At 69.4% G+C, this 25763-nt stretch carries 24 protein-coding genes; 7 read left to right on the top strand and 17 right to left on the bottom strand.

The genetic code is table 11. The annotated features are described in order from the left end of the window. The first annotated feature begins 83 nt into the window (after window positions 1-83). Genes ACWGIC_RS12535 through ACWGIC_RS12525 form a run of 3 tightly spaced genes read left to right on the top strand, consistent with a single transcriptional unit; the run spans window position 84 to window position 3177 of the window. Window positions 84-938 carry a hypothetical protein gene (locus tag ACWGIC_RS12535; RefSeq protein WP_452076010.1) on the top strand — a complete coding sequence of 285 codons (855 nt, stop codon included), beginning with the start codon at window positions 84-86 and terminating at the stop codon, window positions 936-938. Continuing rightward, complete coding sequence (menC, locus tag ACWGIC_RS12530; RefSeq protein ID WP_452076009.1) at window positions 935-2044, top strand: o-succinylbenzoate synthase; 1110 nt, start codon at window positions 935-937, stop codon at window positions 2042-2044. The genes ACWGIC_RS12535 and menC overlap by 4 nt, the downstream gene beginning before the upstream one ends. A gap of 23 nt (window positions 2045-2067) precedes the next feature. Then, the gene (locus ACWGIC_RS12525) at window positions 2068-3177 is read left to right on the top strand and encodes a serine hydrolase domain-containing protein (protein WP_452076008.1); all 1110 of its coding nucleotides are present in this window, start codon (window positions 2068-2070) and stop codon (window positions 3175-3177) included. A 58-nt stretch (window positions 3178-3235) separates the two neighbouring features. Here ACWGIC_RS12525 and ACWGIC_RS12520 read toward each other — a convergent pair whose 3' ends face one another. The 6 genes from ACWGIC_RS12520 to ACWGIC_RS12495 all read right to left on the bottom strand — a co-directional run bounded on the left by ACWGIC_RS12520 (window position 3236) and on the right by ACWGIC_RS12495 (window position 8172). After that, window positions 3236-4141: a phosphotransferase gene (locus ACWGIC_RS12520; RefSeq protein WP_452076007.1), complete on the bottom strand. Its 906-nt coding sequence runs from the start codon at window positions 4139-4141 to the stop codon at window positions 3236-3238. Next, window positions 4142-4627: a hypothetical protein gene (locus ACWGIC_RS12515; RefSeq protein WP_452076006.1), complete on the bottom strand. Its 486-nt coding sequence runs from the start codon at window positions 4625-4627 to the stop codon at window positions 4142-4144. Next, window positions 4624-5664, bottom strand: coding sequence for a DNA polymerase III subunit beta family protein (locus ACWGIC_RS12510; protein ID WP_452076005.1), 1041 nt, complete (start codon window positions 5662-5664; stop codon window positions 4624-4626). Before ACWGIC_RS12510 ends, ACWGIC_RS12515 begins: the two co-directional genes overlap by 4 nt. A gap of 357 nt (window positions 5665-6021) precedes the next feature. Then, the gene (locus ACWGIC_RS12505) at window positions 6022-6861 is read right to left on the bottom strand and encodes a hypothetical protein (protein ID WP_452076004.1); all 840 of its coding nucleotides are present in this window, start codon (window positions 6859-6861) and stop codon (window positions 6022-6024) included. Window positions 6862-6879: 18 nt separating this feature from the next. After that, window positions 6880-7488 carry a CatB-related O-acetyltransferase gene (locus ACWGIC_RS12500; protein ID WP_452076003.1) on the bottom strand — a complete coding sequence of 203 codons (609 nt, stop codon included), beginning with the start codon at window positions 7486-7488 and terminating at the stop codon, window positions 6880-6882. 54 nt (window positions 7489-7542) lie between these two features. Then, a complete protein-coding gene (locus ACWGIC_RS12495; RefSeq protein WP_452076002.1) occupies window positions 7543-8172 on the bottom strand; it encodes a DUF5701 family protein in 630 nt (209 codons plus the stop codon). A gap of 95 nt (window positions 8173-8267) precedes the next feature. Between ACWGIC_RS12495 and ACWGIC_RS12490 the strand changes: the two genes are divergently transcribed. Together ACWGIC_RS12490 and ACWGIC_RS12485 are read left to right on the top strand one after the other, a co-directional pair. Beyond that, the gene (locus ACWGIC_RS12490; RefSeq protein ID WP_452076001.1) at window positions 8268-8894 is read left to right on the top strand and encodes a TetR/AcrR family transcriptional regulator; all 627 of its coding nucleotides are present in this window, start codon (window positions 8268-8270) and stop codon (window positions 8892-8894) included. A gap of 209 nt (window positions 8895-9103) precedes the next feature. After that, on the top strand, window positions 9104-10630 hold the full coding sequence (locus ACWGIC_RS12485; protein ID WP_452076000.1) for an MFS transporter: 1527 nt from the start codon (window positions 9104-9106) through the stop codon (window positions 10628-10630). Between the two features lie 192 nt (window positions 10631-10822). Here ACWGIC_RS12485 and ACWGIC_RS12480 read toward each other — a convergent pair whose 3' ends face one another. Further along, on the bottom strand, window positions 10823-11668 hold the full coding sequence (locus ACWGIC_RS12480) for an SAM-dependent methyltransferase (RefSeq protein ID WP_452075999.1): 846 nt from the start codon (window positions 11666-11668) through the stop codon (window positions 10823-10825). Window positions 11669-11752: 84 nt separating this feature from the next. Continuing rightward, on the bottom strand, window positions 11753-12898 hold the full coding sequence (locus ACWGIC_RS12475) for a pyridoxal phosphate-dependent aminotransferase (RefSeq protein WP_452075998.1): 1146 nt from the start codon (window positions 12896-12898) through the stop codon (window positions 11753-11755). A 108-nt stretch (window positions 12899-13006) separates the two neighbouring features. On the opposite strand from ACWGIC_RS12475, the gene ACWGIC_RS12470 reads away from it, so the two are divergent. Further along, a complete protein-coding gene (locus tag ACWGIC_RS12470) occupies window positions 13007-13765 on the top strand; it encodes a GntR family transcriptional regulator (RefSeq protein WP_452075997.1) in 759 nt (252 codons plus the stop codon). 44 nt (window positions 13766-13809) lie between these two features. On the opposite strand, the gene ACWGIC_RS12465 is transcribed toward ACWGIC_RS12470, so the two are convergent. The 8 genes from ACWGIC_RS12465 to ACWGIC_RS12430 form a co-directional block, all read right to left on the bottom strand. Further along, window positions 13810-15297: a CoA-acylating methylmalonate-semialdehyde dehydrogenase gene (locus ACWGIC_RS12465; protein WP_452075996.1), complete on the bottom strand. Its 1488-nt coding sequence runs from the start codon at window positions 15295-15297 to the stop codon at window positions 13810-13812. 80 nt (window positions 15298-15377) lie between these two features. Further along, complete coding sequence (locus ACWGIC_RS12460) at window positions 15378-16172, bottom strand: SDR family oxidoreductase (protein WP_452075995.1); 795 nt, start codon at window positions 16170-16172, stop codon at window positions 15378-15380. Further along, window positions 16169-17350, bottom strand: a complete 1182-nt coding sequence (locus tag ACWGIC_RS12455; RefSeq protein ID WP_452075994.1) for an aminotransferase class I/II-fold pyridoxal phosphate-dependent enzyme — start codon at window positions 17348-17350, stop codon at window positions 16169-16171. Before ACWGIC_RS12455 ends, ACWGIC_RS12460 begins: the two co-directional genes overlap by 4 nt. Further along, window positions 17329-17880 carry a cysteine hydrolase family protein gene (locus tag ACWGIC_RS12450; protein WP_452075993.1) on the bottom strand — a complete coding sequence of 184 codons (552 nt, stop codon included), beginning with the start codon at window positions 17878-17880 and terminating at the stop codon, window positions 17329-17331. Before ACWGIC_RS12450 ends, ACWGIC_RS12455 begins: the two co-directional genes overlap by 22 nt. Next, window positions 17877-19205, bottom strand: coding sequence for an MFS transporter (locus ACWGIC_RS12445; protein WP_452075992.1), 1329 nt, complete (start codon window positions 19203-19205; stop codon window positions 17877-17879). Before ACWGIC_RS12445 ends, ACWGIC_RS12450 begins: the two co-directional genes overlap by 4 nt. 40 nt (window positions 19206-19245) lie before the next feature. Then, on the bottom strand, window positions 19246-20958 hold the full coding sequence (locus ACWGIC_RS12440; protein WP_452075991.1) for a hydantoinase B/oxoprolinase family protein: 1713 nt from the start codon (window positions 20956-20958) through the stop codon (window positions 19246-19248). Then, window positions 20955-23039 (bottom strand): hydantoinase/oxoprolinase family protein, encoded by a 2085-nt coding sequence (locus ACWGIC_RS12435; RefSeq protein ID WP_452075990.1) that lies wholly within the window; start codon window positions 23037-23039, stop codon window positions 20955-20957. Before ACWGIC_RS12435 ends, ACWGIC_RS12440 begins: the two co-directional genes overlap by 4 nt. Before the next feature lie 471 nt (window positions 23040-23510). Continuing rightward, complete coding sequence (locus ACWGIC_RS12430) at window positions 23511-24272, bottom strand: alpha/beta fold hydrolase (protein ID WP_452075989.1); 762 nt, start codon at window positions 24270-24272, stop codon at window positions 23511-23513. Window positions 24273-24339: 67 nt separating this feature from the next. Between ACWGIC_RS12430 and ACWGIC_RS12425 the strand changes: the two genes are divergently transcribed. Then, complete coding sequence (locus ACWGIC_RS12425; protein WP_452075988.1) at window positions 24340-24759, top strand: MarR family winged helix-turn-helix transcriptional regulator; 420 nt, start codon at window positions 24340-24342, stop codon at window positions 24757-24759. Here the strand turns inward: ACWGIC_RS12425 and ACWGIC_RS12420 are convergent. Continuing rightward, a complete protein-coding gene (locus ACWGIC_RS12420; RefSeq protein ID WP_452075987.1) occupies window positions 24702-25700 on the bottom strand; it encodes a helix-turn-helix transcriptional regulator in 999 nt (332 codons plus the stop codon). The genes ACWGIC_RS12425 and ACWGIC_RS12420 overlap by 58 nt on opposite strands. Between the last annotated feature and the right edge of the window lie 63 nt (window positions 25701-25763).

Genomic DNA, 25763 nt, shown 5'->3' with positions numbered 1-25763 from the left:
TTTAGCCAGACGCACAAAACATCCGCGGAATCTCTGGACCGGCACTGCACGCACCCGGACGGCCCGGCCGCGAGGCTGTCTGCATGCACGTTCCACCAGGCGCACCCGCGACCGTACTCCCTCCGGCCCCGGACCCGGCCGTCTCGACCGCCCTGCGCGCGGCGAACCGGGCCGGAGTCCGGATCCGGCTGGCCGACGACGTCCGGACGCTCGAAGCGGTGTCGCGGTTCCTCGCCCGGGTCTGGCAGACGCCGGAATCCCAGGCGCCGTTCGGCGCCGACGCCCTGCGTGCCGTTGTCCACGCGGGCGGCGCGGTGCATTACGCGGCTGATGACAACGGGATCCTGGCGGCCTCGGCGCTGATCTTCTGCCCGCCCGTGACCCGTGCGGTCTATTCGCTGATCGCCGCCGCGCGCGCGAGCGATCGCGGAGTGGGCTTCGCGCTGAAGCAGGCTCAGCGGGTCTGGGCGCTCGACCAGGGCGCGGAAACAATGGTCTGGACCTTCGATCCGTTGGTGAGCCGCAACGCGCATTTCAACCTGGCGAAGCTCGGCGCGCGCGGGACCGAGTACACAGTGGACTTCTACGGCCAGATCGAGGACGGCGTCAACGGCGCGGACGAAACCGACCGGTTCACCGCGGTGTGGCCGCTGCGGGAACCGAAGCCAGTCCAGCTGACCGGTCCGGACCTGGCGGCCGCGGAGGTCGACCCGCGCCGCGCCCCCGACGGCGAGCCGTTCCTCGCCCGCGACAGTTCCGGGTATTGGTGCCGGGTTCCGGCCGACATCGTGGGGCTCCGCCGCTTGGACGCGCGGCTGGGCGCGGAGTGGCGGTACGCGATCCGGGACGCGATGGCCCCGCTGTTTTCCGAGGGCTGCGCGGCGACCGGGTTCAGCCGGTCCGGGTGGTACCGCCTGACCGAGGGGGAGCAGGTGTGAAAATCGAACGGATCGACCTGATCGAGGTCAGTCTCCCGCTCGTCCGTCCATTCCGGACTTCCTGCTCGGTGGACACCGAACGCGACACCCTTCTGCTGCACGTGGTGACCGACGTCAGCGACGGCTGGGCGGAGTTCGGCGGCGACCCGGAACCGGTGTACAGCCCGGAGTTCGCCGCCGGTGCCGAACGGATCCTGCACGACCATCTCGTTCCGCGCGTCACCGCCTTGCCGCAGTTGACCGCGGCCCGGGTCGGGGAGGCGATGGCTCCGGTCAAGGGGAACCCGCTGGCGAAAGCTCTGCTCGAAACCGCGATCCTCGACGCCGAATGCCGCGCCTACGCGATGCCGTTGTCGACGTATCTCGGCGGCGTGCGCGAGCGGATCCCGGCCGGGGTTTCCGTCGGAATCACCGACACCATCCCGGAATTGCTCGACGCTGTCGCCGGGTATCTGGCCGAGGGCTACGTCCGGATCAAACTGAAGATCGAACCCGGCTGGGACCTCGAACCAGTGCGCGCGGTCCGCGCCGAATTCGGCCCCGGCCTGGTGCTGCAGGCCGACGCGAACACCGCCTACTCCCTCGCCGACGCCGGCCACCTGTGCAGGCTGGACGAGTTCGGGCTGGTCCAGCTCGAACAGCCGTTCGCCGCGGGCGACCTCGGCGGGCACGCCGAACTCGCGAAACTCCTGCGCACGCCGATCTGCCTGGACGAGTCGATCTGCTCCGCGCGCGACGCCGCGTTCGCGATCCGGCTGGGCGCGTGCCGGATCGTCAACGTCAAACCCAGCCGGGTCGGCGGATATTTCGAAGCGCGGCGGATCCACGAAGTGTGCGCCGCGCAGGGAATCCCGGTGTGGTGCGGCGGAATGCTCGAAACCGGGATCGGCCGCGCGCAGAACCTCGCCCTCGCCGCGTTGCCCGGTTTCGTGCTGCCCAATGACATCTCAGCGTCGAACCGGTACTACGCCAGCGATCTCACCGCTCCGTTCGAACTCGAAGACGGTTGCCTGTCCGTTCCGGACGGTCCGGGCGGCGGCGTCGCTGTCGATCCGATCGCGCTGCGCCGGCACACCGTTGCTTCGCAAACCCTCTTCGCAGTCTGAGGATTCGAGCAGAAGGAGACGACATGCGAGCTTGGATCAGCGCTGCCGCGGCGGTGGCAGTGGCCGCGGCTTTGGCGGTCGTGCCCATGACCACGGCCTCCGCGGCCGTGTGTTCCGCCAAACCCGTCCAAACCGCGCTCGACGGGCTGAAAAAGGTCGGTCTCCCGGGAATCGTCCTGACCGTGCAGAGCCCGGATTGCGGCCTGTGGAAAGGCGGCGTCGGAAAAGCCGACGTCGCGACCGGCCGGGCGATCACCGGCGACGAACATTCGAGAATCGGCAGCGACACGAAAACGTGGACCGCGGTCGTCGTCCTGCAGTTGGTCGCCGAGGGCAAAATCAGCCTGGACGAAACGGTCGACCACTACCTGCCCGGCCTGATCCGCACCGCCCGCTACGACGGCCGCAAGATCACCGTCCGGCAGCTGCTCCAGCAGACGAGCGGCCTGCCGGACTACCTGGATTCGCCGTTCTGGGAAGACGACCAGGCGCACCGCTGGGAACACTTCGACCCGATCCAGACCGTCGAACAGGCCCTTGCCCTTGCCCCGCCGGACCGCGCGCCGTCCGGGTTCGCGTACTCCAACACGAATTACAACCTGGCCGGAATGGTGGTCGCCAAGGTGACCGGCCGCAGCATCGGCACCGAACTCGCCGAGCGGATCATCACACCGCTCTGCCTGCGCGAAACTTACTGGCCCGGCGACGAAACGACGATCGACGCGCCGGACCTGCGGTCCTACACCGACGGTGCCGACACCACGGAATGGAACGTCTCCGAGGCAGACGCCTCCGGCGAGTTGATCTCCACCGGCGCGGACACGACGAAATTCTGGACTTCGTTGCTGGGCGGAAAACTCCTGCCTCCCGCCCAGTTGACGGAAATGAAAAAGACCGTCCTCGACGACGGCGGCGAGGGATACGGCCTTGGTCTCCAGCGGTACGAACTGACCCCGAACTTCCCGACCTGGGGGCACAGCGGCGGCATGGCCAGCGGCCACGACTTCCGCAACGCGGTGACGGAGGACGGCAAACGTTCGGTGACCGTGTTCATCGACACGGCGGACTACTCGAAAGCCCAGTCGGGCCGGATAGACGCGATCGTGGGCGCGCTGGTTCGCGACATCCGGTAATGCCTCCGGGCGGTTGCGGCGTCCCCCAGCGCGGCAACCGCCCGGACCCCAACCACGGTCAGGCGTTCGCCAGGCGAAGACGGTCAACCGCCTGTTTCCGAATCGCCGCGCCACAAATCGGCGGATCTCTGTGCAGTGCTTCCCAGCGTGCGTTGTGCGCGGCCGGCCACAAGCTCGCCGCCCACGCGACTTCCTGTTCGGCCAGGCTGAACCGGCGGCCGCGGAAGTCCTGATAGGATTCCAGGAACGCTGCGGAACTCTCGATCGGCGCGAGCATCGGCGGCGTCGTGCTCGGGAACATCCCGCTCGCGGCTCCGGCCAGCGCCGCTTCGGGTTGCCATGCCAGGCTGTCCCAGTCGTGTACCGTCCAGCCTTCACTGGTATCCCAGCGAAGGTTCTGCGCTTCGAAATCGCCGTGTCCGAGAACGTTCGGCAGATCGGCCGCGAGCAGCCGGCGGCGGACCCGATCGGCGGTTTTGGTTACCTCCTCGGGCACCAGGCGCTGGTCTCGTTCGTCCAGGAAGCCGATCGCTGGCCATAAGCCGGGGCCGGAGTGACCCCAGCGCAGCCAGCGCGGGTTCGGCAGCGGCGGCGCGGAGGAAATCCCGTCGAGAGCGGTCATCAGCAGGGCGAAAACCTCGGCATAACGCCGGGCGATCTCCGGTGAATCTCCGGGAATCACTTCACCGCCAGGACGGTATTCCTCGGCGTGCACGGCCAGGGAACCGACCGCGACGACTGGCGTCAGCGGTCGTGCGCACGGAAAGCCTCGCTCGGCCAACTGGGATTGCGCCGAGACACACGCCTCAGCGCGGCCATCGTCCGGACGGGCTTTGACCACGACCTTTCGGCCGTCCGCGAGCCGCAGACCGTGCACTGACGAGATCTGCCGGGCCTCGAACAGCACCTCGACCGGTGCGGCGCCGAGGTGGGTGCGGCACCAAGCCGACAGCCATTGCTCCAATTATTCGACTCCCGGTGCCGTCGTGCGTCGTTCGGTGGACCGGCGTTCGATCGCTTCCGCGACCCCGTCGATCGCCTGCCGGATCATCGCACCGTACTCGTCGTCGCCTAGTGCGTCCTGGCGTTTTCGCGCTGCCTCGATCTGCTCTGCCGCCGCGGAAAATGATCCGAGGCGGCGGAAGTTGTCAGCCAGGTTCAGGTGCAGCGACGGGTAGAAGCCCGCGATCCGAAGCCCGGCGTCGTGGGCTCGCACCTGCTCGTCGGTCACCGTCGCCGCGGCGTCCAGGGCCCGGACATCCCAGACCAGCGCCTCTGCCGGGTCAGTGAACAGATCTGCCTGGTAGTGCGCCAGAACGCAGCGGTAGAACGGATCGCCGCCCGGACCGATCTCGTCCCACAATTCCTGCAGACGCGCCCGGGCGGCGTCCGCCGAGCCCGCTCGGCCCTGGGTCACCGCGGCGGTGATCTCGGCCATCGTGTCCGTCATCCGGCAGTTCCTTTCACTGGCATGGCAATGGTGGTCAGGTCGCCTTCGTCGGCCGAGCGCACGACGACCGGCAGGTGCGGGGCCGCGACGTCCAGCATCACGTCCGGGCCGACGGCGGTGCTGATCGCCGGGTGCAGCGTGCTCATGGCGAAGGAGAGCGAGATCGGCGGTCCCGTGACGTGGGCGGGGAGAACTTCGGTTCCGGCCGTGACCGCTGCGGCGGAGAGGTCCAGCCGGATCTGCGGGGCGTAGTGGCGTTCCAGACATGCCACGAGGGCGTTGCGAGATATCACCGCTCGGGTAAGGACTTCTGGCAGCGAGGCCAGCATCAGCCGGTAGTCGGGGAACTCGCCGGTGACGGTCCGGCAGGTCCGGGTCATCCCGTCGTCGCCAAGGAAGCAGATCTCGTCGGCCCGGACGCTCACCCGCAGCTGATGCTGGCGGCGCGTCCACGGCAGGGCGAGCCGCAGGTCGTCGGCGTCGATGGTCGCGGTCCAAGCAGACGCGACCGGCTCGGCCGGGACCAGCGTGCGGGTCGCCAGCCGGTACCGGTCGGTGGCGGTGAGCACGATCGCCTCGGCCGAGACTTCCAGGTGCACGCCGTTGAGCACCGGCAGTTCGTGCGTGGTCGCGGTCAGCACCTGCTCGACCGCGGCGGTGAACACCGGCCCGGTGACCTGGACCGACGGCCCCGGTTCCGGCGAACCCAGCGAGGCCTTCGCTGTCGCGGCGATCTCCCGCGCCTGCTGCGCCTGAGATACCAACCCGGCGACGTGGTCGTCGATGATCCGGGACGCTTCCGCCGGTTCGGCGGCGAGGACCGCGCCGACCCGCTCCAGCGGCAGGCCGATCTCCCGCAACCGCCGGACGAGCAGCGCGGCCGAGACCTGGCCGGGGGAGTAATAGCGGTAGCCGGATTCCTCGTCCACCCGGATCGGCCGCACGAGTCCGGAATCGGCGTAGAAGCGCAGCGCGCTGGCGGTCAGGCCACAGCGGCGGGCGAACGCCCCGATGGTCAGCAGGTCGGAAGGGGACACCTGCCCATCATCGGGCTTCAAGCGACTTGAAGGTCAACCCCGGAGCGCTTGATCGCCGAATTTCCCCGAAGGTGCTAGTTCGGACAGATGAGCGGCGCTGTCCGGCGGGAGCGCGGCCGAGATCGCACTCTCGGCCGAGGGCGCTATCTCCGCCGGGCAGTTGGCGTCCGGTGCGGCCGCCCACCGTGCGCGAACGCGCGGCGCCGACGAACCGCGCCCGGTTTCCGCGTCCGTCGTCATGCTGCTCGACCACCGCCCCGCTCCCGCTGATGCATAAAGTCGCCGAGCGACGGCCAGCTGCCCTCGAGCAGGGCCGCAAGCAAGCACATCCAGCCATGCCGGGCCCGTTCCGTGCGGCTAGGCCAGAGCGAGCGCGTCGTCGATCGTGGCGTCCACGAACGCGAGGGTGTCGCGTCGCCGCGCCAGCGGATTCCGATAGCTGCGACGGCCTTCCGCGCCTCCGGTGCGCAGGCTCAGGCTCTCGGCGACGATGCGCTGCCAGCGCGAGCCGAATTCCCTTGCCGCATAACGACCAGCGCCGCATTTGGACGTCATTTCCCCGGTGGTCAGCAGATGGTGCAGCCGGCTCACCCCGAGCACGGCCCACACCGGGAACCACGGGCTCGCTCCGAGCGCGAGCGACAACGCACTGATCCGCCGGTTCTTCTCCCACCACGGCCGCCAGTAACGGCTCAGGTTGTCCACGGTGAACGCGCGCAAGGCGTCCCGGTCCGCCCACATGTCCACATCGGACGTTTCGGGTCCGCGCAGCGCGATCCCGCGGCTGGCGAGTTCGCAGAACATCACCGGGTTGACGCCGTCCCGGCCCGCCGTGGTGAACCGGCTTTCCTGCGCGCACGGAACGTCCGGGCAGTCCTCCGGCCCGGCGGCGAGGTCGGCCCAGGTCAGCACGGCCCCGTCGAAATGCGGGCGCGGGAACTGGGCGACCGTGGTGGCATGCGCCTGTGCCAGTGCTGATATCTCACCCGGCCCGGCGCGTCGGTCAGTGACCGCGACGAAATCGATGTCGCTGGCCGTGCCCAGCCGTCCGCGTCCGGGGCCGCGGGCGTGGAAGTCCCCGAAGCAGACCGAGCCGACCAGGTAAAAGCCGGTCACCAGTCCTGGCGCGACTCGGTCCACTGTGGACAGGAACAGGGCAGTGCTTCGGCGAGCTTCCTCTGGTATCTCAACGGGCACGCCAGCCACGTTACCGAGTCACGCGAGTTCGGCCGCGGCCCTCGCCAGTTCGTCGACGCTGCCGGACATGACCGTGCGGACGTGCTTGGTGAGGTGGTCCAGCGGCCAGTCCCACCACGCGATCGCCAGCAGGCGGTCGACGTCCTCGTCACGGTAGCGGCGGCGGATCAGCTTGGCGGGGTTGCCGCCGACGATGCCGTAGTCCGGCACGTCGTCCACCACGACCGCCCCGGACGCGACGATCGCGCCGTGCCCGATGCGGACCCCCGGCATGACCATCGCCCGATAGCCGAGCCAGACGTCGTTGCCCAGCACTGTGTCGCCGCGTCCGGGCAGGCCGGTGATGACGTCGAAATGCTCGGCCCATTCGCCGCCCATGATCGGGAACGGGAACGTCGACGGCCCGTCCATCCGGTGGTTCGCGCCGTTCATGATGAACCGCACGCCCTCGCCGAGCGCGCAGTACTTGCCGATCACGAGCTTCTCCGGCCCGTAGTGGTACAGCACGTTGCGCGTCTCGAAGGCGGCCGGATCGTCCGGGTCGTCGTAGTAGGAGAAGTCGCCGACGTCGATCAGCGGCGAGGTGACCAGCGGTTTCAGCAGCACCACCCGCGGCTGGCCGGGCATCGGGTGCAGGACGTTCGGATCGGGGAAAATGGGATCTCTCCTTCGGATAAGGGCTCAGCGGCGGGCGGCGGCGGACCCGAAACCCAGCCAGGTGTGCCGGTTGCCCCACCAGCACCAGCCGACCTTCGGGGCGTTGCGCCGCTCGCTGCCGTCGCGGCCGGTGCCGTTGCTGATCCACAGCGCCGGCGTGCGGGCGTCGAACTTGCCGTTTTCCTTGCGCAGCCGGGAGCCGATGGTCATGAAGCAATGATTGCGGTCGAGCACCGACGGCTGGTGCAGCACCCAGTGGATCCCCTCGGTGAGCAGCAGCGGACTGCGTCCGGCTTTCGTGATCGCGGGCAGTGCTTCCTCGGGGCTCCAGTTCGCCAGCTCGTCGCCGCGGTCGAGTCCGGTGACGAGGTACAGCGGCGCGTCGGGCACCTCGATGTCGCGCGGGGTGAACTGGTCGACGTCGCGCATGTCGGTGACGACGAACCCGGGTTTTCCTTCACGGCGAAGCAGCGGCGTGAGCGCCGACGCGGGCGCCCGATCCGGGTGGACCGCCAGCAGCGCGCCTTCCGCAGCGCTGTGGTCCGCGGCGAAAGCACGCAGGTCAGCGGCGGAAAGCCGCGCGATCTCGGGCACCCCCAGTGCGATCAGGTGGTCCGCCTGGTCCGCGAGCGACGGGAGAGCAGCGATCGACAAGAGGGTCTCCTTCGGGCTATCTTTACGTCGGTAGTAAAAGTATGCCGAGGCACTAGATGGGTGTCAAGGTAAATTTACGTCGGAGGTAAGTTTTCATGGAGCTGGGCCTGCGGGAAGCCAAGAAGCAGGAGACGCGCCGGCTGATCTCCGACCACGCGACGCGGCTGTTCCTGGAACAGGGCTTCGAGGAGACGACGATCGCCCAGGTCGCGGCGGCGGCGCGGGTCGCGAAGAAGACGGTGACGAACTACTTCGCCCGCAAGGAAGACCTGGTCCTGGACCATCAGGACGAGTTCGTCGCGACCCTGGCGGACGCGGTGGCGGCTCGGAGACCAGGGGAGTCCGCGCTCGCGGCGCTGCGGCGGGCATTCGAGGCCGCGGTCGCGGCCAAGGACCCGGTGATCGGGTTCGCGGGGCTGGAATTCAGCCGGATGATCGCCGAGAGCCCGACCTTGTCGGCGTGCCTGCGCGGCCTGCACGAACAGCGGGAACGCGCCTTGGCGGAGGCGCTGGCGGACGCGGTCGGCGGCACCCGGTCGGACATCGCCGTCCGCACGGCGGCCGGGTTGCTGGGGGCGGTCCACCACATCCTGTTCCAGCGGATCGAAGAGCTGACTCTGGCCGGGCGGCCGGACGACGAGATCGCGGAGACGGTCGCCGCGGAGGCGAGCGAGGCGTTCGACCTGCTGGAACCTTCGCTCGGGAACTACGCGGTGGCCTGATTCCGGGGAAAGCCAGGGACGACCCCGAGTGCTCCGGCGAAGGCGACGCGGGTTTTTCGGCGTCGCATGTGCCGCCGGAGCACGGCTGACCAGCCTCTTGAGCTTCCGCCCCAATCCGTCCGAAGAAGTTTTTCCCAGGATGTCGATCCGGCCGCACCCCGATCGTCGCTTCAGTGAGACGACCGATCGACACCCCAGGGGAGACCGAAATGAGTGCCGGACGACGCGAGTGGCTGGGCCTGGCCGTGCTGGCCCTGCCGACCGTGCTGTTGTCGCTGGACATGAGCGTGCTGCACCTCGCGGTTCCGCACCTCGCCGCGGATCTGCGGCCGTCGGCGACGCAATTGCTGTGGATCATCGACATCTACGGCTTCATGATCGCCGGGTTCCTCGTCACGATGGGCACCCTCGGCGACCGGATCGGCAGGCGGAAGCTGCTGATGATCGGCGGCGGCGCGTTCGGGCTCGCGTCGGTCGCGGCGGCGTTTTCGACCAGTCCGGAGATGCTGATCGCCGCGCGGGCCGTGCTCGGGATCGCCGGGGCGACGCTCATGCCCTCGACGCTCGCGTTGATCAGCAACATGTTCCCGGACCCCAAGCAGCGCGGCTCCGCGATCGCGGTGTGGATGAGCTGTTTCATGGGCGGCATGGTGGTCGGCCCGGTCGCCGGCGGGTTCCTGCTGGAGCATTTCCGCTGGGGTTCGGTGTTCCTGATGGGCGTGCCGGTGATGGTCCTGCTGCTCGCGACCGCGCCGAAACTGCTGCCGGAATACCGCGACGACGCCGCCGGACGCCTCGACCTCGCCAGCGTCGGCCTGTCGCTCGCCGCGATCCTGCCGGTCATCTACGCGCTCAAGGAAATCGCCAAGAACGGCTTGTCCCTGACCGAAATCGCGGTGCTGGCAGCGGGGGTCGCGGTCGGCGTGGTGTTCGTCCGGCGGCAGCGGCGGCTGGAGCACCCGCTGCTGGACCTCCAGCTGTTCCGGGTGCGCGCGTTCAGCGCCGCGGTAGCGATCATGCTGGTCGGCGCGGTCACCATGGGCGGTGTTTTCCTTCTGGTCAGCCAATATCTGCAGATGGTCGCCGGACTGAGCACCGTCGACGCCGGGCTGCTGCTGGTCCCGCAGGCGCTCGCCGTGGTCGCCGGGTCGATGATCGCGCCGCGGCTGGCGCGCCGGATGCGGCCGGAATTCGTGCTGGGCTTCGGAATGCTGGTCGCGGCGGCCGGAATCCTGTTGTTCACCCTCGCCAACGGGGCGGGCGGCGTGCCGTTCGTGGTGCTGGGCATGTCGATCGCCAGCTTCGGAATGGGGCCGCAGGGCGTGCTGTGCACCGAAATGGTGATCGGTTCGGTTCCGCCGGAACGGGCGGGCGCGGCTTCGGCGATGTCGGAGACCAGCGCGGAATTCGGGATCGCCATGGGGATCGCGGTGTTCGGCAGCGTCGGGACGGCGGTGTACCGCGACCAGATCGCGATCCCCGCGCACGTGCCCGCGGCGGCGTCCGCCCAGGCGACCGAGAGCATGGCCGGTGCGATGGAGGCGTCGGCGACGCTGCCCGGCACGATGGGGGAGCAGGTGCTGGCCACCGCACGGGACGCGTTCACCTCGGGGCTGCACACGGTCGCCGGGATCGGCGCGGCGATTGTCGTGGTGTTCGCGGTGGTGGGGATGGTCGCGCTGCGGCGTTCCCCGGCGGCGGCACGGGCCGAGGAGCCGGTGCCGGTCGCGTCGTGACAGGTCCGTGCGGGGAACCCCGAGGGACTCAGCGCCCGTGAAGGTTCCCCGCACGGGCTCTGTCTCGCGGCGTCTCGTATCTCGGTCCAGCGGGCTGGTTATTGTCCGCAGCACGACTTCGGGCCGGTGGTCCGGGCCGGGCACTGAGCCCTGCCCGCACCACCGGCCCGAAGTCGTAAACCTGGTGCGCCGTCAGGGTTTCCGCGCGACCCCGCACGCCACGATCCGCTGGGAGACGGTCGGCGGACCCAGCAGCGGGCCGTCCGGCCACCATTCGACCACCGGCACGATCTCCGCGGGCTTGTTCGGCCCGCTCGGGATCAGCTCCATGCCGTGGAACAGTTCCTTGATCTCCGCGCGGGTGCGGGAGGAGACGTCCTTCATCGATCCGTTGTGGATCGAATCGAGGATGCCTTGCACCACCTCGTCGTCCTCGGAGCCGTCGTGAGCGTCGAGCAGATGCGAGATCGCCACGTACGAACCGGACGGGAGGCGGTCGATGAATTCCTTCGTCACCTTGCCGGCGAGCTCGCGGTCGCCCGTCTGGTGGTGCAGGGCGAGCAGGAACAGCACCGCGATCGGCTCGTCCCAGTCGAGGTGCTCGTGCACCGTCGGGTGGTCGAGAATGCTCGGCGGGTCGAAGAAATCCGCCTGGATGTATTCGGTGAACTCGTTTTCGTTGAGCAGCGCCCGCCCGTGGCTGGCCACCACCGGGTCGTAGTCGACGTAGACGACCTTGGCCGTCGGATCCGCGCGCTGCACGATCTGGTGCACGTTTTCCGAGGTCGGCATGCCCGAGCCGCAGTCGATGTACTGGCGGATGCCCGCGTGGTAGGCGAGGAAGCGGCAGATCCGGGTCAGCAGATGCCGGTTGACCCGGGCGGTCTCCGCGATGTCCGGCATCACCCGCGCGATTTCCTTGGCGACCTGCCGGTCGATCTCGTAATTGTCTTTTCCGCCCAGAAGATAGTCGTAAACGCGGGCGGCGCTCGACTGGTTCGGGTTGACCCCCGGCGGTGCGTTGACTGCGTCGGCCACGACGCGTACCTCCCGCGTGCTGACACGGTGATAGATGCCGTACCGAGAGTAGCGGACTTCCCGAGCCTTGCGAAACCGGTGCGGTCAGGGCTGCGGGCAGGCTTGTTTCAACGCGCTGACCAGCTCCGTCAGCACCGGTTCCGCAGCGCCGAAGGTGAGCCGGACGTGCGTGTCCGGCGCGTGCAGGTCGGCGCCGCGGATCGCCGCGATGCCGTTGCGCAGCAAGGCCCGGTCGATGTCTTCCGGGGTGTCGCCGAGGCGGCCGCAGTCGGCGAGCAGGAAGGCGCCGCCTCCGGGGCGCACCGGGGCGGGAAGGCCGCTGGCCTCGATGCCGTCGCAGACGAGGTCGCGTTTTCGCTGATATGTCGCGAGTTCCCGGTCGAGCCAGTCGCGCGGCCCGGTGAGGGCGGCGGCCGCCGCGTGCTGCGGGATCGCGCCGCAGCACACCGCTTCCCACTGCAGGCGGCGTTCCATCGCGTCGACGATTTCCGGCTGGGCCAGCACATAGCCGAGCCGCCAGGTCGCGAGCGCGTAGTACTTGCTCAGGCTGGTGACGGTGATCAGATGCGGCCAATTGCCGGAAAGCGACTCGATCGGGTGGTATTCGGCGCCATCGAACACAAAGTGCTGCCACGAGTCGTCTGAGATCACAAGCAGTCCGCGGCGGGCGGCCAAGTCGACCACCGCGGCGATCGTTTCGGCATCAGGGAGGTATCCGGTGGGATTGACCGGATTGCACAGGAGGATGGCACGGCTGCGCGAGGTCACCGCGTCGGCCATGCCGTCGATATCGAAAGCCCAGTCATCGCGGGACGGGACGTACGACGGCGTCGCGCCGGATTCGCGGATAGCGCCGTCGAAGAAGTACGCCGGGGTCGGCACGATCACCTCGTCGCCCGGCGCGAGAACGGTGCGCAGCACGAGGGAAAGACCGTGCATCGCCCCGTGCGTCACCAGCAGCCGCCGGTCGGGGTCGATGTCCGGGCCGAGTTCGGCGGCGATGGCCGACCGGAGTTCGGGCAGGCCCCGGCTGTCGCGCGGGTCGGGTTCGTCCATCGCCCGCAGGACCGCCTCGCGCACGTGCCCGGGCATCGGCAGGACCGGAGCGCCCACGAGCGGGAGCATCCGGCCGCCGGTCCGGCGGGCCCGGTCGCGTGCGCTCATCGCGCCCAGCGCCGGGAGGTCTCGGGAAGCGGGAAGAGCCCAGGAGGTCGCACTGCTTCGCGGCATGCGAAGAGCTTCGCACACTGAGATATCAGCGTGCAAGAGTAGAGATCTTAAGGGTGCATGAGGATGCGTGTCTGCCATATCAATCGCCGGTACTGGTATTCTGCCAAGGTGTCCGACATTCACGGCGTCCTCACCGGAACGCCGCACATCCCCGCGTTGCTGCTGGTCGGCGAAGACGAATCCGGTCTCGACCGGACCGGCCAGGCCTACCGGGCGATCCGCCGCCAGATCATCGACCTGACGCTGAAGCCCGGCAGCAGTTTCACCGAGACGTCGCTTGCCCAGCAGTGGCAGATCAGCAAGACGCCAGTGCGCGAAGCGCTGGCGCGGCTGCGGCGCGACGGGCTGGTCACCGCGCTCCCGCGGGCGGGCTACGTCGTCAGCCCGGTCACGTTGCAGGACACTGACGATCTGTGCGGTCTGCGGTCGCTGCTGGCCGCTGAAGCGGCCGCCGGCGCCGCGCGGAACGGTGTCTCGGCGGAGGCGCTCGGACGGCTCGAAACGCTGTCGAAAATCGCGTCCGCATACGTGGCGGGCAAGACGGATCTCGACGACTGGCTGCCGGTCGGCATCGAGTTCGAGGGCATCATGGCCCACTTCAACGGCAACGACCGGCTCGCCAAATCGCTCGTCGACGTGCTCGACGAATTGGAACGGGTGCTGCGGATGGTGCTGCAGATCGCCCCGGACGTCGCGAGCCCGCCGGGAGAGCTGCAGGCCATTTTCCAATGCCTGCGCGACCGGGACGAGGACGGGGCGCGCAGCGCGATGCGGGCCCGGTGCGAGCGGGTGCGCCGCGACGTGCTCAAGGTGCTGACTAAGAGCGCGTCGATCAGCCGGGCGAACATCGAACTCCCGCTGGGCTGACCGCCGGGGCCCGGGGGAACTCGCTCTCCCCGGGCCCCGGGCGGTCAGACCGCGGTGGGGAAATGCAGGCTCGCCCCGTCGGGCGACTCCGGCCAGCGGCTCGTCACGGCCTTGGCCTTGGTGTAGAAGGCGACGCCTTCGGGACCGTGCATGCGGTGCGCGCCGAACAGCGACTGCTTCCAGCCGCCGAACGAGTGGAACGCCATCGGCACCGGGATCGGCACGTTCACGCCGATCATCCCGGCCTGCACCGAACGCTGGAACTGCCGCGCCGCCCGGCCGCTGCCGGTGAAGACGGCGGCGCCGTTGGCCCAGTCGTTCGCGTTGATCAGATCGATCGCCTCCGTCAGCGAACCGGCCCGCACGACCACGAGCACCGGGCCGAAGATCTCCTCGCGGTACACCGCCATGTCCGGGGTCACGCCGTCGAAAAGCGTTGGCCCCACGAAGAATCCGTCGCCTTCGACCGTGATTTCCCTTCCGTCGACCACGAGTTCGGCTCCCGCTGCGACGCCGTCGGCGATGCAGCCCCGGACGCGTTCGAGCGCGTCCGGCGACACGACCGGCCCCATCTCGGACCCAGGGCTCAGCCCCGGCCCGACCTTGATCGCCCGCGCCTTTTCGGCGATCAGCTCGACCAGCGGCTCGGCCACGTCGCCGACCGCGACGGCGACGGAAATCGCCATGCACCGCTGGCCCGCCGAGCCGTATCCGGCGGACACCAGGTGTTCGGCGGCGTTCTCGAGATCGGCGTCCGGCAGCACGACGGCGTGGTTCTTCGCGCCGCCGAGCGCCTGCACGCGCTTGCCGTTCGCGGTCGCGCGTTCGTGAACGTACCGCGCGATCGGCGTCGACCCGACGAACGACACCGCGGCGACGTCCGGATGGTCCAGCAACGCGTCCACCGCGACCTTGTCCCCGTGCACGACGTTGAAGACGCCGTCGGGCAGCCCGGCCTCGGCGTAGAGCTCGGCGACGAAATTGGCTGCCGACGGGTCGCGTTCGGACGGTTTGAGCACGAACGTATTGCCGGTCGCGATGGCGATCGGATGCATCCACATCGGGACCATGGCGGGGAAATTGAACGGCGTGATGCCCGCGCAGACGCCGAGCGGCTGGCGGAACGAGAAGAGGTCGACGCCCGCCGAAACCTGGTCGGAATACTCGCCCTTGAGCAATTGCGGGATCCCGCAGGCGAAGTCGATCACTTCGAGGCCGCGGACGAGTTCGCCTCTCGCGTCCTCGAAGACCTTGCCGTGCTCGGCGGACACGACCCGCGCCAGGTCGTCGAGGTGCTTCCCGACGAGGTCGCGGAACGCGAACATGAGCCGCGACCGACGCATGACGGAGGTGTCGGACCAGTCCGGCAGCGCGGCGCGCGCGGCCCGCACAGCGGCGTCGACGTCGGCGGTCTCGGCGAGCAGCACGTCCGCTTGGCGCTCGCCGGTCGCGGGGTTCCAGACCGGTGCCGTCCGGGTGGAGTGCCCGGCGGTTTCCCGGCCGCCGATGAGGTGTCGGATGATGGGTCGCACGGAGGAACTCGCCTTCTGTAAGGGTTTTCGGGCCGGAGAGGACTGCTGAGGTCTTCGTGCCGGGGTTGTGGCGGGAAAACTCAGACGATGAGGTCGCCGCCGTTGATGTCGATCGCGGCGCCGGTGATGTAAGCGGCCCGATCGGACGCGAGAAACGCGACGAGTTCGGCCACTTCCCACGGCAGCCCGGCGCGCGGCACCGGGAACGAGCGGGTGGCCTCCTCGAGCGCTGCCGCGGGAAGCAGGCCGCGGGCCATCGGCGTGTCGATCAGGCCGGGGCAGACGGCGTTGACCGTGATTCCGTCCGGCCCGCAGACCTTCGCGAGATGCCGGGTGAGGCCGAGGACGCCGTGCTTGGCCGTCGTGTAATGCACCCCGCCCGCGGTGCTGATGGTTTTGCCCGCGGTGGAAGAGAAATTGACGATCCGGCCCCAGCCGCCGGTGCGGAGCGCGGGCAATGCGCGCTGGCAGCACAGGAACGTCCCGTGCACGCTGACCGCGAGCACGCGATTCCACTCGGCTTCGGTGATGTCTTCGAACGCCGTCGGTGGTGCGATACCCGCGGCGTTGACCAGGATGTCGAGCCGGTCCCGTTCGGCCAGCACCGCGTCGAACGCGCGGCCCACCCGGTCGGCGTCCGTGACGTCCACCGCGATCGACCGGATCCGGTCCGCCGGAACCGAAAGCGTGGCCGCCAGGTCTTCGGCTTCCCGGGCAGCGGAGTCGAACACGGCGACGGTCGCGCCCCGGCAGGCCAGCGCGCGCACCGTCGCCAGGCCCATGCCGCTCGCGCCGCCGGTCACGACCGCGACCCGGCCGGCCAGTTCGCGGCTGTCGGCAGGGGTAGGCGCGCAGAGGTTGTCTTCGGTGCTCATGCGGCCGTCACCAGACCGCGCACGCGACGGAAAGCGGCAGCCGCGTGTTCTAGGTGCTCCGGCGTGTGCGCGGCCGAGACCTGCACCCGGATCCGTTCTTCGCCGGCCGGGACGACCGGGTGCGAGAGAGCGAAGACAAGAACGCCTTCGCGTCGCAGTGCTGCTGCTGTCTCCACGGCGAGCGTGCCGCCGCGCACCATCACCGGGATGATCGGGTGTTCGCCGGGCAGCACCTCGTACCCGAGATCGAGCAAGGCGGCGCGGAGCCAGGAAGTGTTGGCAGCCAGGCGTTTTCGCAACTCCGGACGGTCGGTCGCGAGCTGGATCGCGGTCAGCGCGGCCGCCGCCAGCGGGGGTGCCATCGCGTTCGTGAAGATGTACGGCCGCGAGAACTGGCGCAGGGTTTCGGCGACCGCGCGCGACCCGGCGACGAAACCGCCTGCCGCGCCTCCGAGCGCCTTGCCGAGCGTGCCGGTCAGGATGTCGACCTCGCCGGCCAGCCCGAAGTGCCCGGCCGTGCCGCCCTCCAGCACACCGGTGGCGTGCGAATCGTCGACCAGCAGCACCGCGTCGTAGCGCCGGGCCAGTTCGGCGAGCCGGGGCAGCGCGGCGAGATCGCCGTCCATGCTGAACACGCCGTCGGTGACGATCAACCGGTGCCGTGCGGGTGCGCTCTCGTTGAGATATCGCTCAAGCTCGGTGAGATCTGAGTGCGCGTAGACCCGCCGTTGTGCCTGCGACAGCCGGATGCCGTCGATCAGGCTGGCATGGTTGAGCGCGTCGCTGAAGATCACGTCGTCCGGTCCGAGCAACGCGGCGAAGACGCCGAGGTTCGCGTCGAAACACGAGCCGTACAGCACGGCGTCCTCGGTGCCGGCCAGCTCGGCAATGGCGGTTTCGAGTGCACTGTGGACACTCCTGGTGCCGCAGAGGACTCGGCCCGCCGCCACGCCGAGTCCGTGCTCGTGCATCGCTTCTTGGGCCGCGGCAAGGACTTCCGGTGCTCCGGCCAGACCGAGATAGTCGTTCGAGGCGAAGTTCACGAGAACGTCGCCGTCCACGCCCAGCGTCGGTCCCTGTGCGCCGGAGACCACGAGATCGCGCCGCGGCTGACGTTCGCCGAGTTCGGCGCGGAGCCGGTCGAGCAACGCCGCGTTCACGCGGTTCCCCCGTTCCATTCCGCGCAGGACACGACCTCGAACCCACGGCTGGGGAAGACCTTGTCCAGCAAGAAATCGTTGACAGCCGGGTCGCTGTCGGCGCATCCGTCGCGCAACACGGTCACCTGATAGCCGCGGTCGGCCGCGTCGTAGCACGTCGCGGTGACCATCGCGCTGGTCACGACCCCGGCGATCGCGAGGCGGCGGATGCCCCGCGCGCGGAGCACGAGGTCGAGGTCCGTGCCGGCGAAGGCGCTTGCCCGGCGCTTCAGGACCACGACGTCCTCCTCGGCGACCGGCAGCGCCAGTTCAGTGCCCGGCGAACCTTCGTGGAAAGTGTCTCCGGCGTCGAAGAACGAGCGGTACAGCGGACCTTCGGGCAGATCGGTTCCGTTGCCCCGCAGGCCGAAGTGCACGAAGACGACTAGCGCGCCGGCTTTCCTGGCCCGCGGCAGCAGGCCCGTGAGCGGCGGCACGACCTGGCGGGCGAACGGGTAGCCGTCCGTGATGCCCCGCTGGAGGTCGCCGACGATCAGTGCAGTGGTCATAAGAGGTTCCCGTCCAGTCGTTCCATGCGCCGTCCCGTGGTGAGCAAGGCGGCCAGTCCCGCCGTCATGATGGTCGCGATCGCCAGCAGCGCATAGGTGAAACTGCCGGTCGCCGACGCGACCGCCCCGGTGAAGTACGGGCCGATGAACCCGCTGAGATTGCTGACCGAGTTGATCAGCGCGATGCCGGACGCGGCCGCCGCGCCGGTCAGGCCGATCGCCGGGATCCGCCAGAACTGCGGCATTGCGGTGAGAATCCCGGAGACGCTCAGGCAGACCGCGATCACGAACAGCGGGCCGCTGCTGGTGAACGTCGCCATGAGCAGGCCGACAATACCGAGGCCCATTGGTATGGCAGTGGCGGTGACTGCTGAACGCCGGGCCGCGAAACGCGCCCACCCCAGCAGCGCGAGCAACGCCACCGCGTAGGGGATCGCGGACAACAGGACGCTGCTGACGTCTCCGGCGCCGCCGATGCTGTGCGTGATGGACCGGAGCATCGTCGGCAGGAAGAACTGGAGCGGGTAGAGCCCGAACGCGATGGCGAACCACGTCACGGCCATGATCCAGACCCGGCGGCTGGTCAGCGCCTCGCGCAGCCCGGAAATCGCGCCGTGGGCCCGGTGTTCTTCGGCCTCCGCGGCCAGCGTCGCCTCGATCGCGGCCTTCTCCCCGTCGTCGAGCCAGCGCGCGCTGGCCGGACGGTCCGGGAGGAAGACGAAGATCAGGACGCTGACCACGACCGTCAGCAGGCCCTCGACCAGGAACAGCGCCCGCCAGCCCGCGATGCCGAACAGCTGCTGCCCCCATTCGAGCAGCGCGGCGGCCAGCGGCGAGCCGACGATCGAGGCCACCGGCGTCATCAGGAAGAACGCCGACAACGCCCAGGACCGCTGCCGGCGCGGGAACCACAGGGTCAGGTAGAGCAGGATCCCCGCGGCCAGCCCGGCCTCGGCGAACCCGAGCAGAAGCCGGGCCAGATACAGCGTCGCGGCCGAGTTCACCGCCGCGGTGGCCGCGGTGACGAGGCCCCAGGTGATCATGATGCGGGCGATCCACTTCCGCGCGCCGAACCGCCGCAGCGCCAGATTGCTCGGCACCTCGACGAGGATGTAGCCGATGAAGAACAGCCCGGCGGCGAGCCCGATCTGGCCGGTGCTCAACCGCAGGTCGCGTGACATCGGGGCGGCGAGGTAGCCGATGTTGGCGCGGTCGATGTAGCTGGCCACGTAGGCGAGCCCGACCAGCGGGATGATCCGGATGCCCGCTTTCCGCCAGGTCCGCGGCGCGACAGCGCTCCGGGCGGCGGCGACATGGGAACTCATGGCGAAGTCCGATCTGTCGGGGAATGGGAGTGGTGGTGCGTCAGCGCGTCCCGCCGCGCGCGGCGGCGGTGGCGGCCTGGTCGATCCCCCCGTCGTCGATGACGACGCCGTAGTCCCGTTCGGCCCCCTCGCGGGTGACCTTGCCGTCCAGGACGTCTTCGAACACCCGCTGCGGCTCCCGGCCGAACGGATGCCCGTGCCCGCCCCCGCCCGCGGTCACGTGCCGGTGCCGGAGCCCGGCGGTCATGGTGAAGTGCGGTTTGGACTCCAGCACGCGTTCGCCGGGACCGCCGGGGTCGAGGACGTTGAGCGAGGGAGTTCCCGGCGCGCCGCCGGAAAGCCCGTACGGCAGGAACTTCCGCCGGTCGGACCGGATCTGCACACTGGCCTCGGGAGCCAGCAGCGTCATGTCGCGAAACGTCGCGAGCCCGCCGCGCCAGCGGCCCGCGCCGCCGCTGTCGGGCAGATAGCCGTAGCCGTCGATGCGGAGGTGTCCGGAGCGTTCGAGTTCTTCGACCGGCGTGTTGGTCAGGTTCGCGCCCAGCGAGCTGATCCCGTCGACGCCGTCGCGGTCGGGCCGGGCGCCCCACGCGCCGGCCAGCGGATCCCACAGCACCATGGATTCGCCGTCCGGCCCGACGAGGCCGACCGCGATCCCGTCCGGGCCGCCTTCGCCCGCGGCGGGCACCCGGTCCGGGAACACCGGGGCAAGCGCGCCGAGCACTGCGTCGATGATCCGGAACCCGACCAGCCCGCGTGCCCCGCGGGCGGCCGGACGCCGTCCGTTCAGGATGGACGCTTCCGGGATGACGAAGCTGAACGGGCGGTAGAAGCCGCTGTTGGCTGGGATGTCAGAGGCGAGAATTCCTTGCAGGGCCGCATAAGCCGCGGAACGGGTGAACGATGCGGTCGCGTTGAGCGCGGAGGCGACCTGCGGCGACGAACCGGTGAAGTCGAGTTCGATCCCGGACCGCGACAGCGTCGCCTTGACCCGGATCGGGATCGGCCCGGAGCCGAGGCCGTCGTCGTCGATGTGGTCGGTGAACTCGTAGGTTCCGGGAACCGCTTCGGAAAGCGCGGCGCGCAGGAGGGTTTCGGAGTAGTCGAGCAGTTCGTCGGTGAGTTCGACGAGCCGTTCGACGCCGTGCCGCGCGGCGAGGGCGCGCAGTCCTTCGGCACCGGTGTGGCAGGCGGCCAGCTGGGATTCCAGATCGCCGCGCAGCAGTTCCGGCTCGCGGACGTTGCGCAGCAGCACGCGCAGGAAGGTTTCGTTCGTCGTGCCCGCTTCGATCAGGCGCGACGGTGGGATCTGAATTCCCTCGGCAAAGATACTGGTCGACTGGACTGCCATCGACCCGGCCGCCCATCCGCCGACGTCGGTGTGGTTGACGACGGTGACCGCGAAGCCCAGCAGCGTTTCCCCAGTGAACACCGGGGAAACCGCGAAGATGTCCGGCAGGTGCATGCCGCCGAGCGACGGATCGTTGAGCAGGTAGAGATCGCCGGGCCGGACCGAATCGCCGAACTCGGCGAAGATCGCTTCCATCGCGTCCGGAATGGACCCGAGGTGCACCGGCAGCGTGTTGGCCTGCGCGATCACCCGGCCGCGGGCGTCGCACAGCGCGGCGGAGAAGTCCATGCTGGACGCGACGAGCTGCGAATGCGCGGTGCGCAGGATGGTGATCGCCATTTCGTCGGCGATCCCGGTGACGGCGTTGCGGAAGACCTCGAACGTCACGGCGTCGCGGATCATGCGGCACTCCAGGTGATCACGATGTTGTTGAACCGGTCGCGGTGCGCCTGCGCACCGGGAGGGACGAGCGTGGTGGCGTCCATGTCCTCGATGATCATCGGCCCGTCGGCCGGTTCGGCGCCGAGCGCGGACCGGGAGAGCACGGGCGCGGAAACCGTTTTGGCGAAACGGCATTCGCGGAAGGCGGGTGCTGCGGTTTCGGTTTCGGTTTCGGGAAGTGTCAGTACGTCCGAAATGGACACTTGAGTGGGCAGCTTGCCGCGCACGCGGAGGTTGACCGGCTCGACGAGGTCGTCGGTGCCGGCGCGGCCGTAGGTGCGCTTGTGCTCGGCGTGGAACCGCGCGCGGGTCTCGGCGAGCAGGTCCTCGGTGAGGTCGCCGTCGGGAACCCGGATCCGCAGCTCGAATCGCTGGCCGCGGTAGCGCATGTCCAGCAGCCGGTCCACGACCGCGTCTTCGCCGAGTTCCTCGCGCACCTTCTCGGACAGCCGAGCGAATTCGGCGGCGAGCGCTGAGATATCAGCGAATTCGGGCCGGTACGGTGCGAGTTCGTGGCGTTCGGTGTCGGCGACGAGCAGGCCGATGCTGCTGAAAAGCCCCGGATGCACCGGCACGAGCACGGTGCTGATGCCCAGTTCTCGGGCCAGCGCGGCGGCGTAGAGCGGGCCCGCGCCGCCGAACGCGACCATGGTGGCTTCTCGCGGATCCCTGCCCCGTTCGCTGGTGACCGCCTTGACCGCGGTGGTCATGCTGGACACGGCGACCTGATACGCGCCGCGCGCGGTCCCCGCTACGTCCTCGTCAAGCCGTCCGGCCACTGTGGACAGTGCTTTCTCGGCGAGGTCCGGGTGAATCGAGACGCGCCCGCCTGCCAGCGACTGCGGGCTGAGATATCCGAGCGTGACGTTGGCATCTGTGAGAGTCGGCAGCTCGCCGCCCTGGCCGTAGCACGCCGGCCCGGGGCGCGAACCGGCGCTCGCGGGCCCGACGTGGAGCGCGCCCGCGGGGTCGACGGAGATGATGCTGCCGCCGCCGGAACCGACCTCGGCGATGTCGATCGACGGGGCCCGCACCGGGTAGCCGGCCCCGGAACTGAGCCCGCGCGCCACGTTCATCCCGCCGCCGACCTCGTAGTCCGCCGAAACGAACGGTTCGCCGTGCTCGATCAGGGAGGCTTTCGCCGTCGTTCCGCCCATGTCGAAAGCGACCACTGTGGACAGACCGATCAGCTGCGCGAGCTTCTGCACAGCGGTGACCCCGGCCGCCGGACCGGATTCGATGATCTGCACCGGCCGTTGCGCGACCGAAGCGGCATCGAGCAATCCGCCGCTAGACTGCATGACCAGCAGCGGCGCGTGAACGTTTTCCGCGCGTAGCCCCGCCTCCAGCCGGGTGAGGTAACCGTGCACCGCCGGGCCGACGTACGCGTTGACTGTCGCCGTACTGGTGCGTTCGAATTCGTGCGGCTGCGGGGAAACGTCGACCGATGCGGTGACATAGACGTCCGGCAGTTCGGCGCGCAGCAGCTCGGCGACCCGGCGCTCCTCGTCCGGCCGGACGTAGGAATTGAGCAGGCACACCGCCACCGCTTCGATGCCGTCCGCGCGCAACTGCCCGGCCAGTGCACGGACTTCGTCCGCGTCGGTCGCGGGGGCGAGCTGTCCGTCGGCGGTGATGCGCTGGTCGAGTTCGTAGCGGTTCCTACGGCGGGCCAAGGGTTCCGGCTTCGACCAGGACAGGTCGTAGAGCGACGGACGCCGCAGCCGCCCGATTTCCAGCACGTCGCGGAAACCGCGAGTGGTGACCACCGCGGTGCGGACGCCGCTCATCGACAGGATCGCGTTGGTGGCCACGGTGGTGCCGTGCAGCATCGCGACCACTGACTCCGGCTGCGTCCCGGCCGACGCCAGCACCGCGGTCGTCGCCGTCACGACGCCCGCGCCGTAGTCGGGCGGCGTCGAAGGCACCTTCATCGGGACGATTTCCCCGGCCGGGCCCAGAGCGATGACGTCGGTGAACGTGCCGCCGATGTCGGCGCCGACCCGCCAGCCGGCCGGTCGAGGATCGTGACTGCGAGGCACTGCGATCTCCTTCGTTCAGCGAGCGACTGGGATCACAGTAGGTCTGAGTTGAGATATCAGCAAGGACCGGTTGCCATTTCTTAACCCGGGACTGGTGGAAGCTTGGGCGGAGGTGAGATCTTGCCGGGGTGCTCTTCTGTCGTGCGGGGGAGCGCGTGGACCTGCGGGTTTCTTGGTCGTGCGCGTTCTCCGCGTGCAAGAGTGGCGGCCCGCTCGTGGCCAGTCGGAGCCTGGACCTGTCGTGGGTTGGCCGTGCCCAGCCCCTCGCGGGCTAGCCGGAGCCTGGGTCTCTCGCGGGTCAGCTGGGGTCTGGGCCTGTCGGGGGTCGCCCGGAGTTTGGACCCCACGCGGTCCCAGTTGGAGCCCCGCCCCGCTCGCTGACCAGCTGGAGTCTGGACCCGTCGCGGTCGGCTGGAGCCTGGACTTCTCGCGGGTCTGTTGGAGTATGGGCCCCTCGCGGGCCAGCCGGGGTCAGGCGTCGAAGGCAAGCAGTGCGGCGAGCAATTCCTCCGGAGTCTCGACCTGCGGCAGGTGCCCGGTGCGAGGCAGCACGGCAAACGTCGCGCCCGGAATCGCCGCGGCATAAGCCTCGCCATACTGCGCGTCGGCGATGCGATCGCTTTCTCCCCACGCGACGTGCACCGGAATCGCCGTTCCGCCCAGCCGTTCCGCCAACGTCGGGTCGGTCATCGCCGGACCGGTGTAACCCACCAGCGCCAGAACATCCGGGCTCGGACCGCTGCCGCCCGCCGTCGGCACCGGCGCTTTCGCCGGGTCGTGGAACGAGAACTGCTGAATCTCGGCGACCGTCTTGCCACGGACGTCGGCCAGCGGATGGCCGTCGACCTCGATGCCGATGCCATCGACAATCACCGCGCGGCTGACTCGCGGGCTGTGCAGCAGGGCGATTTCCGCGGCCAGCCAGCCGCCGAAGGAGTTGCCGACCACTGTCACGTTCGAGACGTCGAGGTGGTCCAGCATCGCGACGTACGCCTTGGCCAGCGCGACGACGTCGGTGAGCCCGCCGGCTTTCGGCGTGCCGTTGAAGCCGGGATGGGTGGGCAGCAGCACTCGAGATCGCGTGCGTTCGGCGAGCAGATCGGCGAAACCGGACATCGTCGCGACGCCGCCCCCGCCGTGCAGCAGCAGGAACGTCCGGGTGCGGTCGTCGTCTCGGAGGGCGATTTCGACCGGGCCGGCGGAGGCGAACCGGAGGGTCGGGGAGGAAGTCATATCAGGAACCTTAGATAAGGAAGCTGATATAAGCAACCTGTCTGAACCCGGGGTAGGCTGCCCGGTCATGAAGTACCGCCACGCCGACGTCGCACTGGCCGTCAAACGCCTGCAGCACCGCCACCACCGCGCGCTGAGCCAGGCACTGCAGCCGCTGGGGCTGTCGCTGGTGCAGTGGGACACGTTGCGGCACTTGGACAATCACCCGGAGGCTTCGCTGCACGACCTCGCCGTGCTGACCTTCCAGACCGACCAGTCCTTCGGCACGCTGGCCGCGCGGATGGCCGATCGCGGGCTGATCGAGCGGGTGCCCGGCCCGGGCCGGGCGGTGCGGCACCGGCTGACGGAGAAAGGGTCGGAGCTGCGGGCGGCAGGCCAGGAACTCGCGGACGTCGTGGTGAAGAAGTCGTTCAGCCGGCTTTCGGCTGCTCAGCTCAACGAGCTGGGGGCGTTGCTGGACGTCGCGCTCGAGTCCGATCCGGCGTAACCGGTCAGCCGGTCGGCGAGGGCGCGCATCTGGTCGCGGAGGGCGTCCGGCCGCTCGATGACGAACGGCCGGTCCAGCGCGGCGAGCCGGGGCGGGATCCAGTCGAGCCGTTCGGCCCGGATCCGCGCCCGGACCCACGCGGCGTCCGTCTCCAGGACGGCGATGGACGGCGGGAACACCGCGCGGATCTCCTCCGCGGTCGCGTGGATCCGCACCGCTACGTCGTGCCGGTGCGGTGCTTCGGCGATCCCGGTGAGCACCTGCTGCGCGGGGTCGAAATCCGTTGGGGCGCTGAAGGTTCCGGCCTGTGGTTCGGCGCGTTCGATCCGGTCGACGCGGAACGTGCGCACCTGTCCGGCGCTTGAGTCGAAGCCGGTGAGATACCAACGGCCGGAATGTGCCACGACACCGTAGGGCTCGACGACGCGTTCGCTGCTTCGGCCGTGGGCCGCGGTGTAGGCGAGTTTGATCGGCCGCTGGTCGCGTGCCGCCTCGGCGACCGCGAGAAGGACCTCGGCCTCGGCGGTGAGCGAGGCCCGTGCTGGCGCGGTGAAATCGGCGACCTCCTGCAATGCGTCGAGCCGACGGCCGAGTGCTTCGGGCAGCACCCGGCGGACCTTCGCGACAGCGCTTTCCGCGGCCGCGACCGACGTGGTGACCAGTCCCGCGCGCCGGCCCGCGACCAGCCCGAGCAAGACCGCGAGTGCCTCCTCGTCGGTGAGCATCAATGGCGGCATCCGGTAGCCAGGGGCGAGCCGGTACCCGCCGTAGCGGCCGCGCACCGAACGGACCGGGATGTCCAGGTCGAGCAGGTGCTCGACGTAACGCCGGACGGTGCGCTCGTCCACGTCGAGCCGCCCGGCGAGTTCGGCGACGGTCCGGGTGCCGCCGCCCTGGAGGATCTCCAGCAGCGCCAGCACGCGGGCGATCGGCCGGGTCATACGGAGAATTCTCGCAATACCGGGCGGATCCTGTCCACTATTGCTCCTAGCGTGGTCACCAGG

This window comes from Amycolatopsis sp. NPDC054798, assembly GCF_053611505.1.
The sequence above is the reverse complement of the archived record's forward strand: the minus strand, read 5'-3'. Positions and strand labels throughout refer to the sequence as shown.

What these genes read in the sequence shown, in the direction of transcription:
- ACWGIC_RS12535 (WP_452076010.1), top strand. Translation starts at nt 84, where the DNA reads ATGCACGTTCCACCAGGCGCACCCGCGACCGTACTCCCTCCGGCCCCG.
- ACWGIC_RS12525 (WP_452076008.1), top strand. Translation starts at nt 2,068, where the DNA reads ATGCGAGCTTGGATCAGCGCTGCCGCGGCGGTGGCAGTGGCCGCGGCT.
- ACWGIC_RS12515 (WP_452076006.1), bottom strand. Translation starts at nt 4,627, where the DNA reads ATGACGGACACGATGGCCGAGATCACCGCCGCGGTGACCCAGGGCCGA.
- ACWGIC_RS12500 (WP_452076003.1), bottom strand. Translation starts at nt 7,488, where the DNA reads ATGCCCGGCCAGCCGCGGGTGGTGCTGCTGAAACCGCTGGTCACCTCG.
- ACWGIC_RS12490 (WP_452076001.1), top strand. Translation starts at nt 8,268, where the DNA reads ATGGAGCTGGGCCTGCGGGAAGCCAAGAAGCAGGAGACGCGCCGGCTG.
- ACWGIC_RS12485 (WP_452076000.1), top strand. Translation starts at nt 9,104, where the DNA reads ATGAGTGCCGGACGACGCGAGTGGCTGGGCCTGGCCGTGCTGGCCCTG.
- ACWGIC_RS12475 (WP_452075998.1), bottom strand. Translation starts at nt 12,898, where the DNA reads ATGCCGCGAAGCAGTGCGACCTCCTGGGCTCTTCCCGCTTCCCGAGAC.
- ACWGIC_RS12460 (WP_452075995.1), bottom strand. Translation starts at nt 16,172, where the DNA reads ATGAGCACCGAAGACAACCTCTGCGCGCCTACCCCTGCCGACAGCCGC.
- ACWGIC_RS12455 (WP_452075994.1), bottom strand. Translation starts at nt 17,350, where the DNA reads ATGGAACGGGGGAACCGCGTGAACGCGGCGTTGCTCGACCGGCTCCGC.
- ACWGIC_RS12450 (WP_452075993.1), bottom strand. Translation starts at nt 17,880, where the DNA reads ATGACCACTGCACTGATCGTCGGCGACCTCCAGCGGGGCATCACGGAC.
- ACWGIC_RS12445 (WP_452075992.1), bottom strand. Translation starts at nt 19,205, where the DNA reads ATGAGTTCCCATGTCGCCGCCGCCCGGAGCGCTGTCGCGCCGCGGACC.
- ACWGIC_RS12440 (WP_452075991.1), bottom strand. Translation starts at nt 20,958, where the DNA reads ATGATCCGCGACGCCGTGACGTTCGAGGTCTTCCGCAACGCCGTCACC.
- ACWGIC_RS12430 (WP_452075989.1), bottom strand. Translation starts at nt 24,272, where the DNA reads ATGACTTCCTCCCCGACCCTCCGGTTCGCCTCCGCCGGCCCGGTCGAA.
- ACWGIC_RS12425 (WP_452075988.1), top strand. Translation starts at nt 24,340, where the DNA reads ATGAAGTACCGCCACGCCGACGTCGCACTGGCCGTCAAACGCCTGCAG.
- ACWGIC_RS12420 (WP_452075987.1), bottom strand. Translation starts at nt 25,700, where the DNA reads ATGACCCGGCCGATCGCCCGCGTGCTGGCGCTGCTGGAGATCCTCCAG.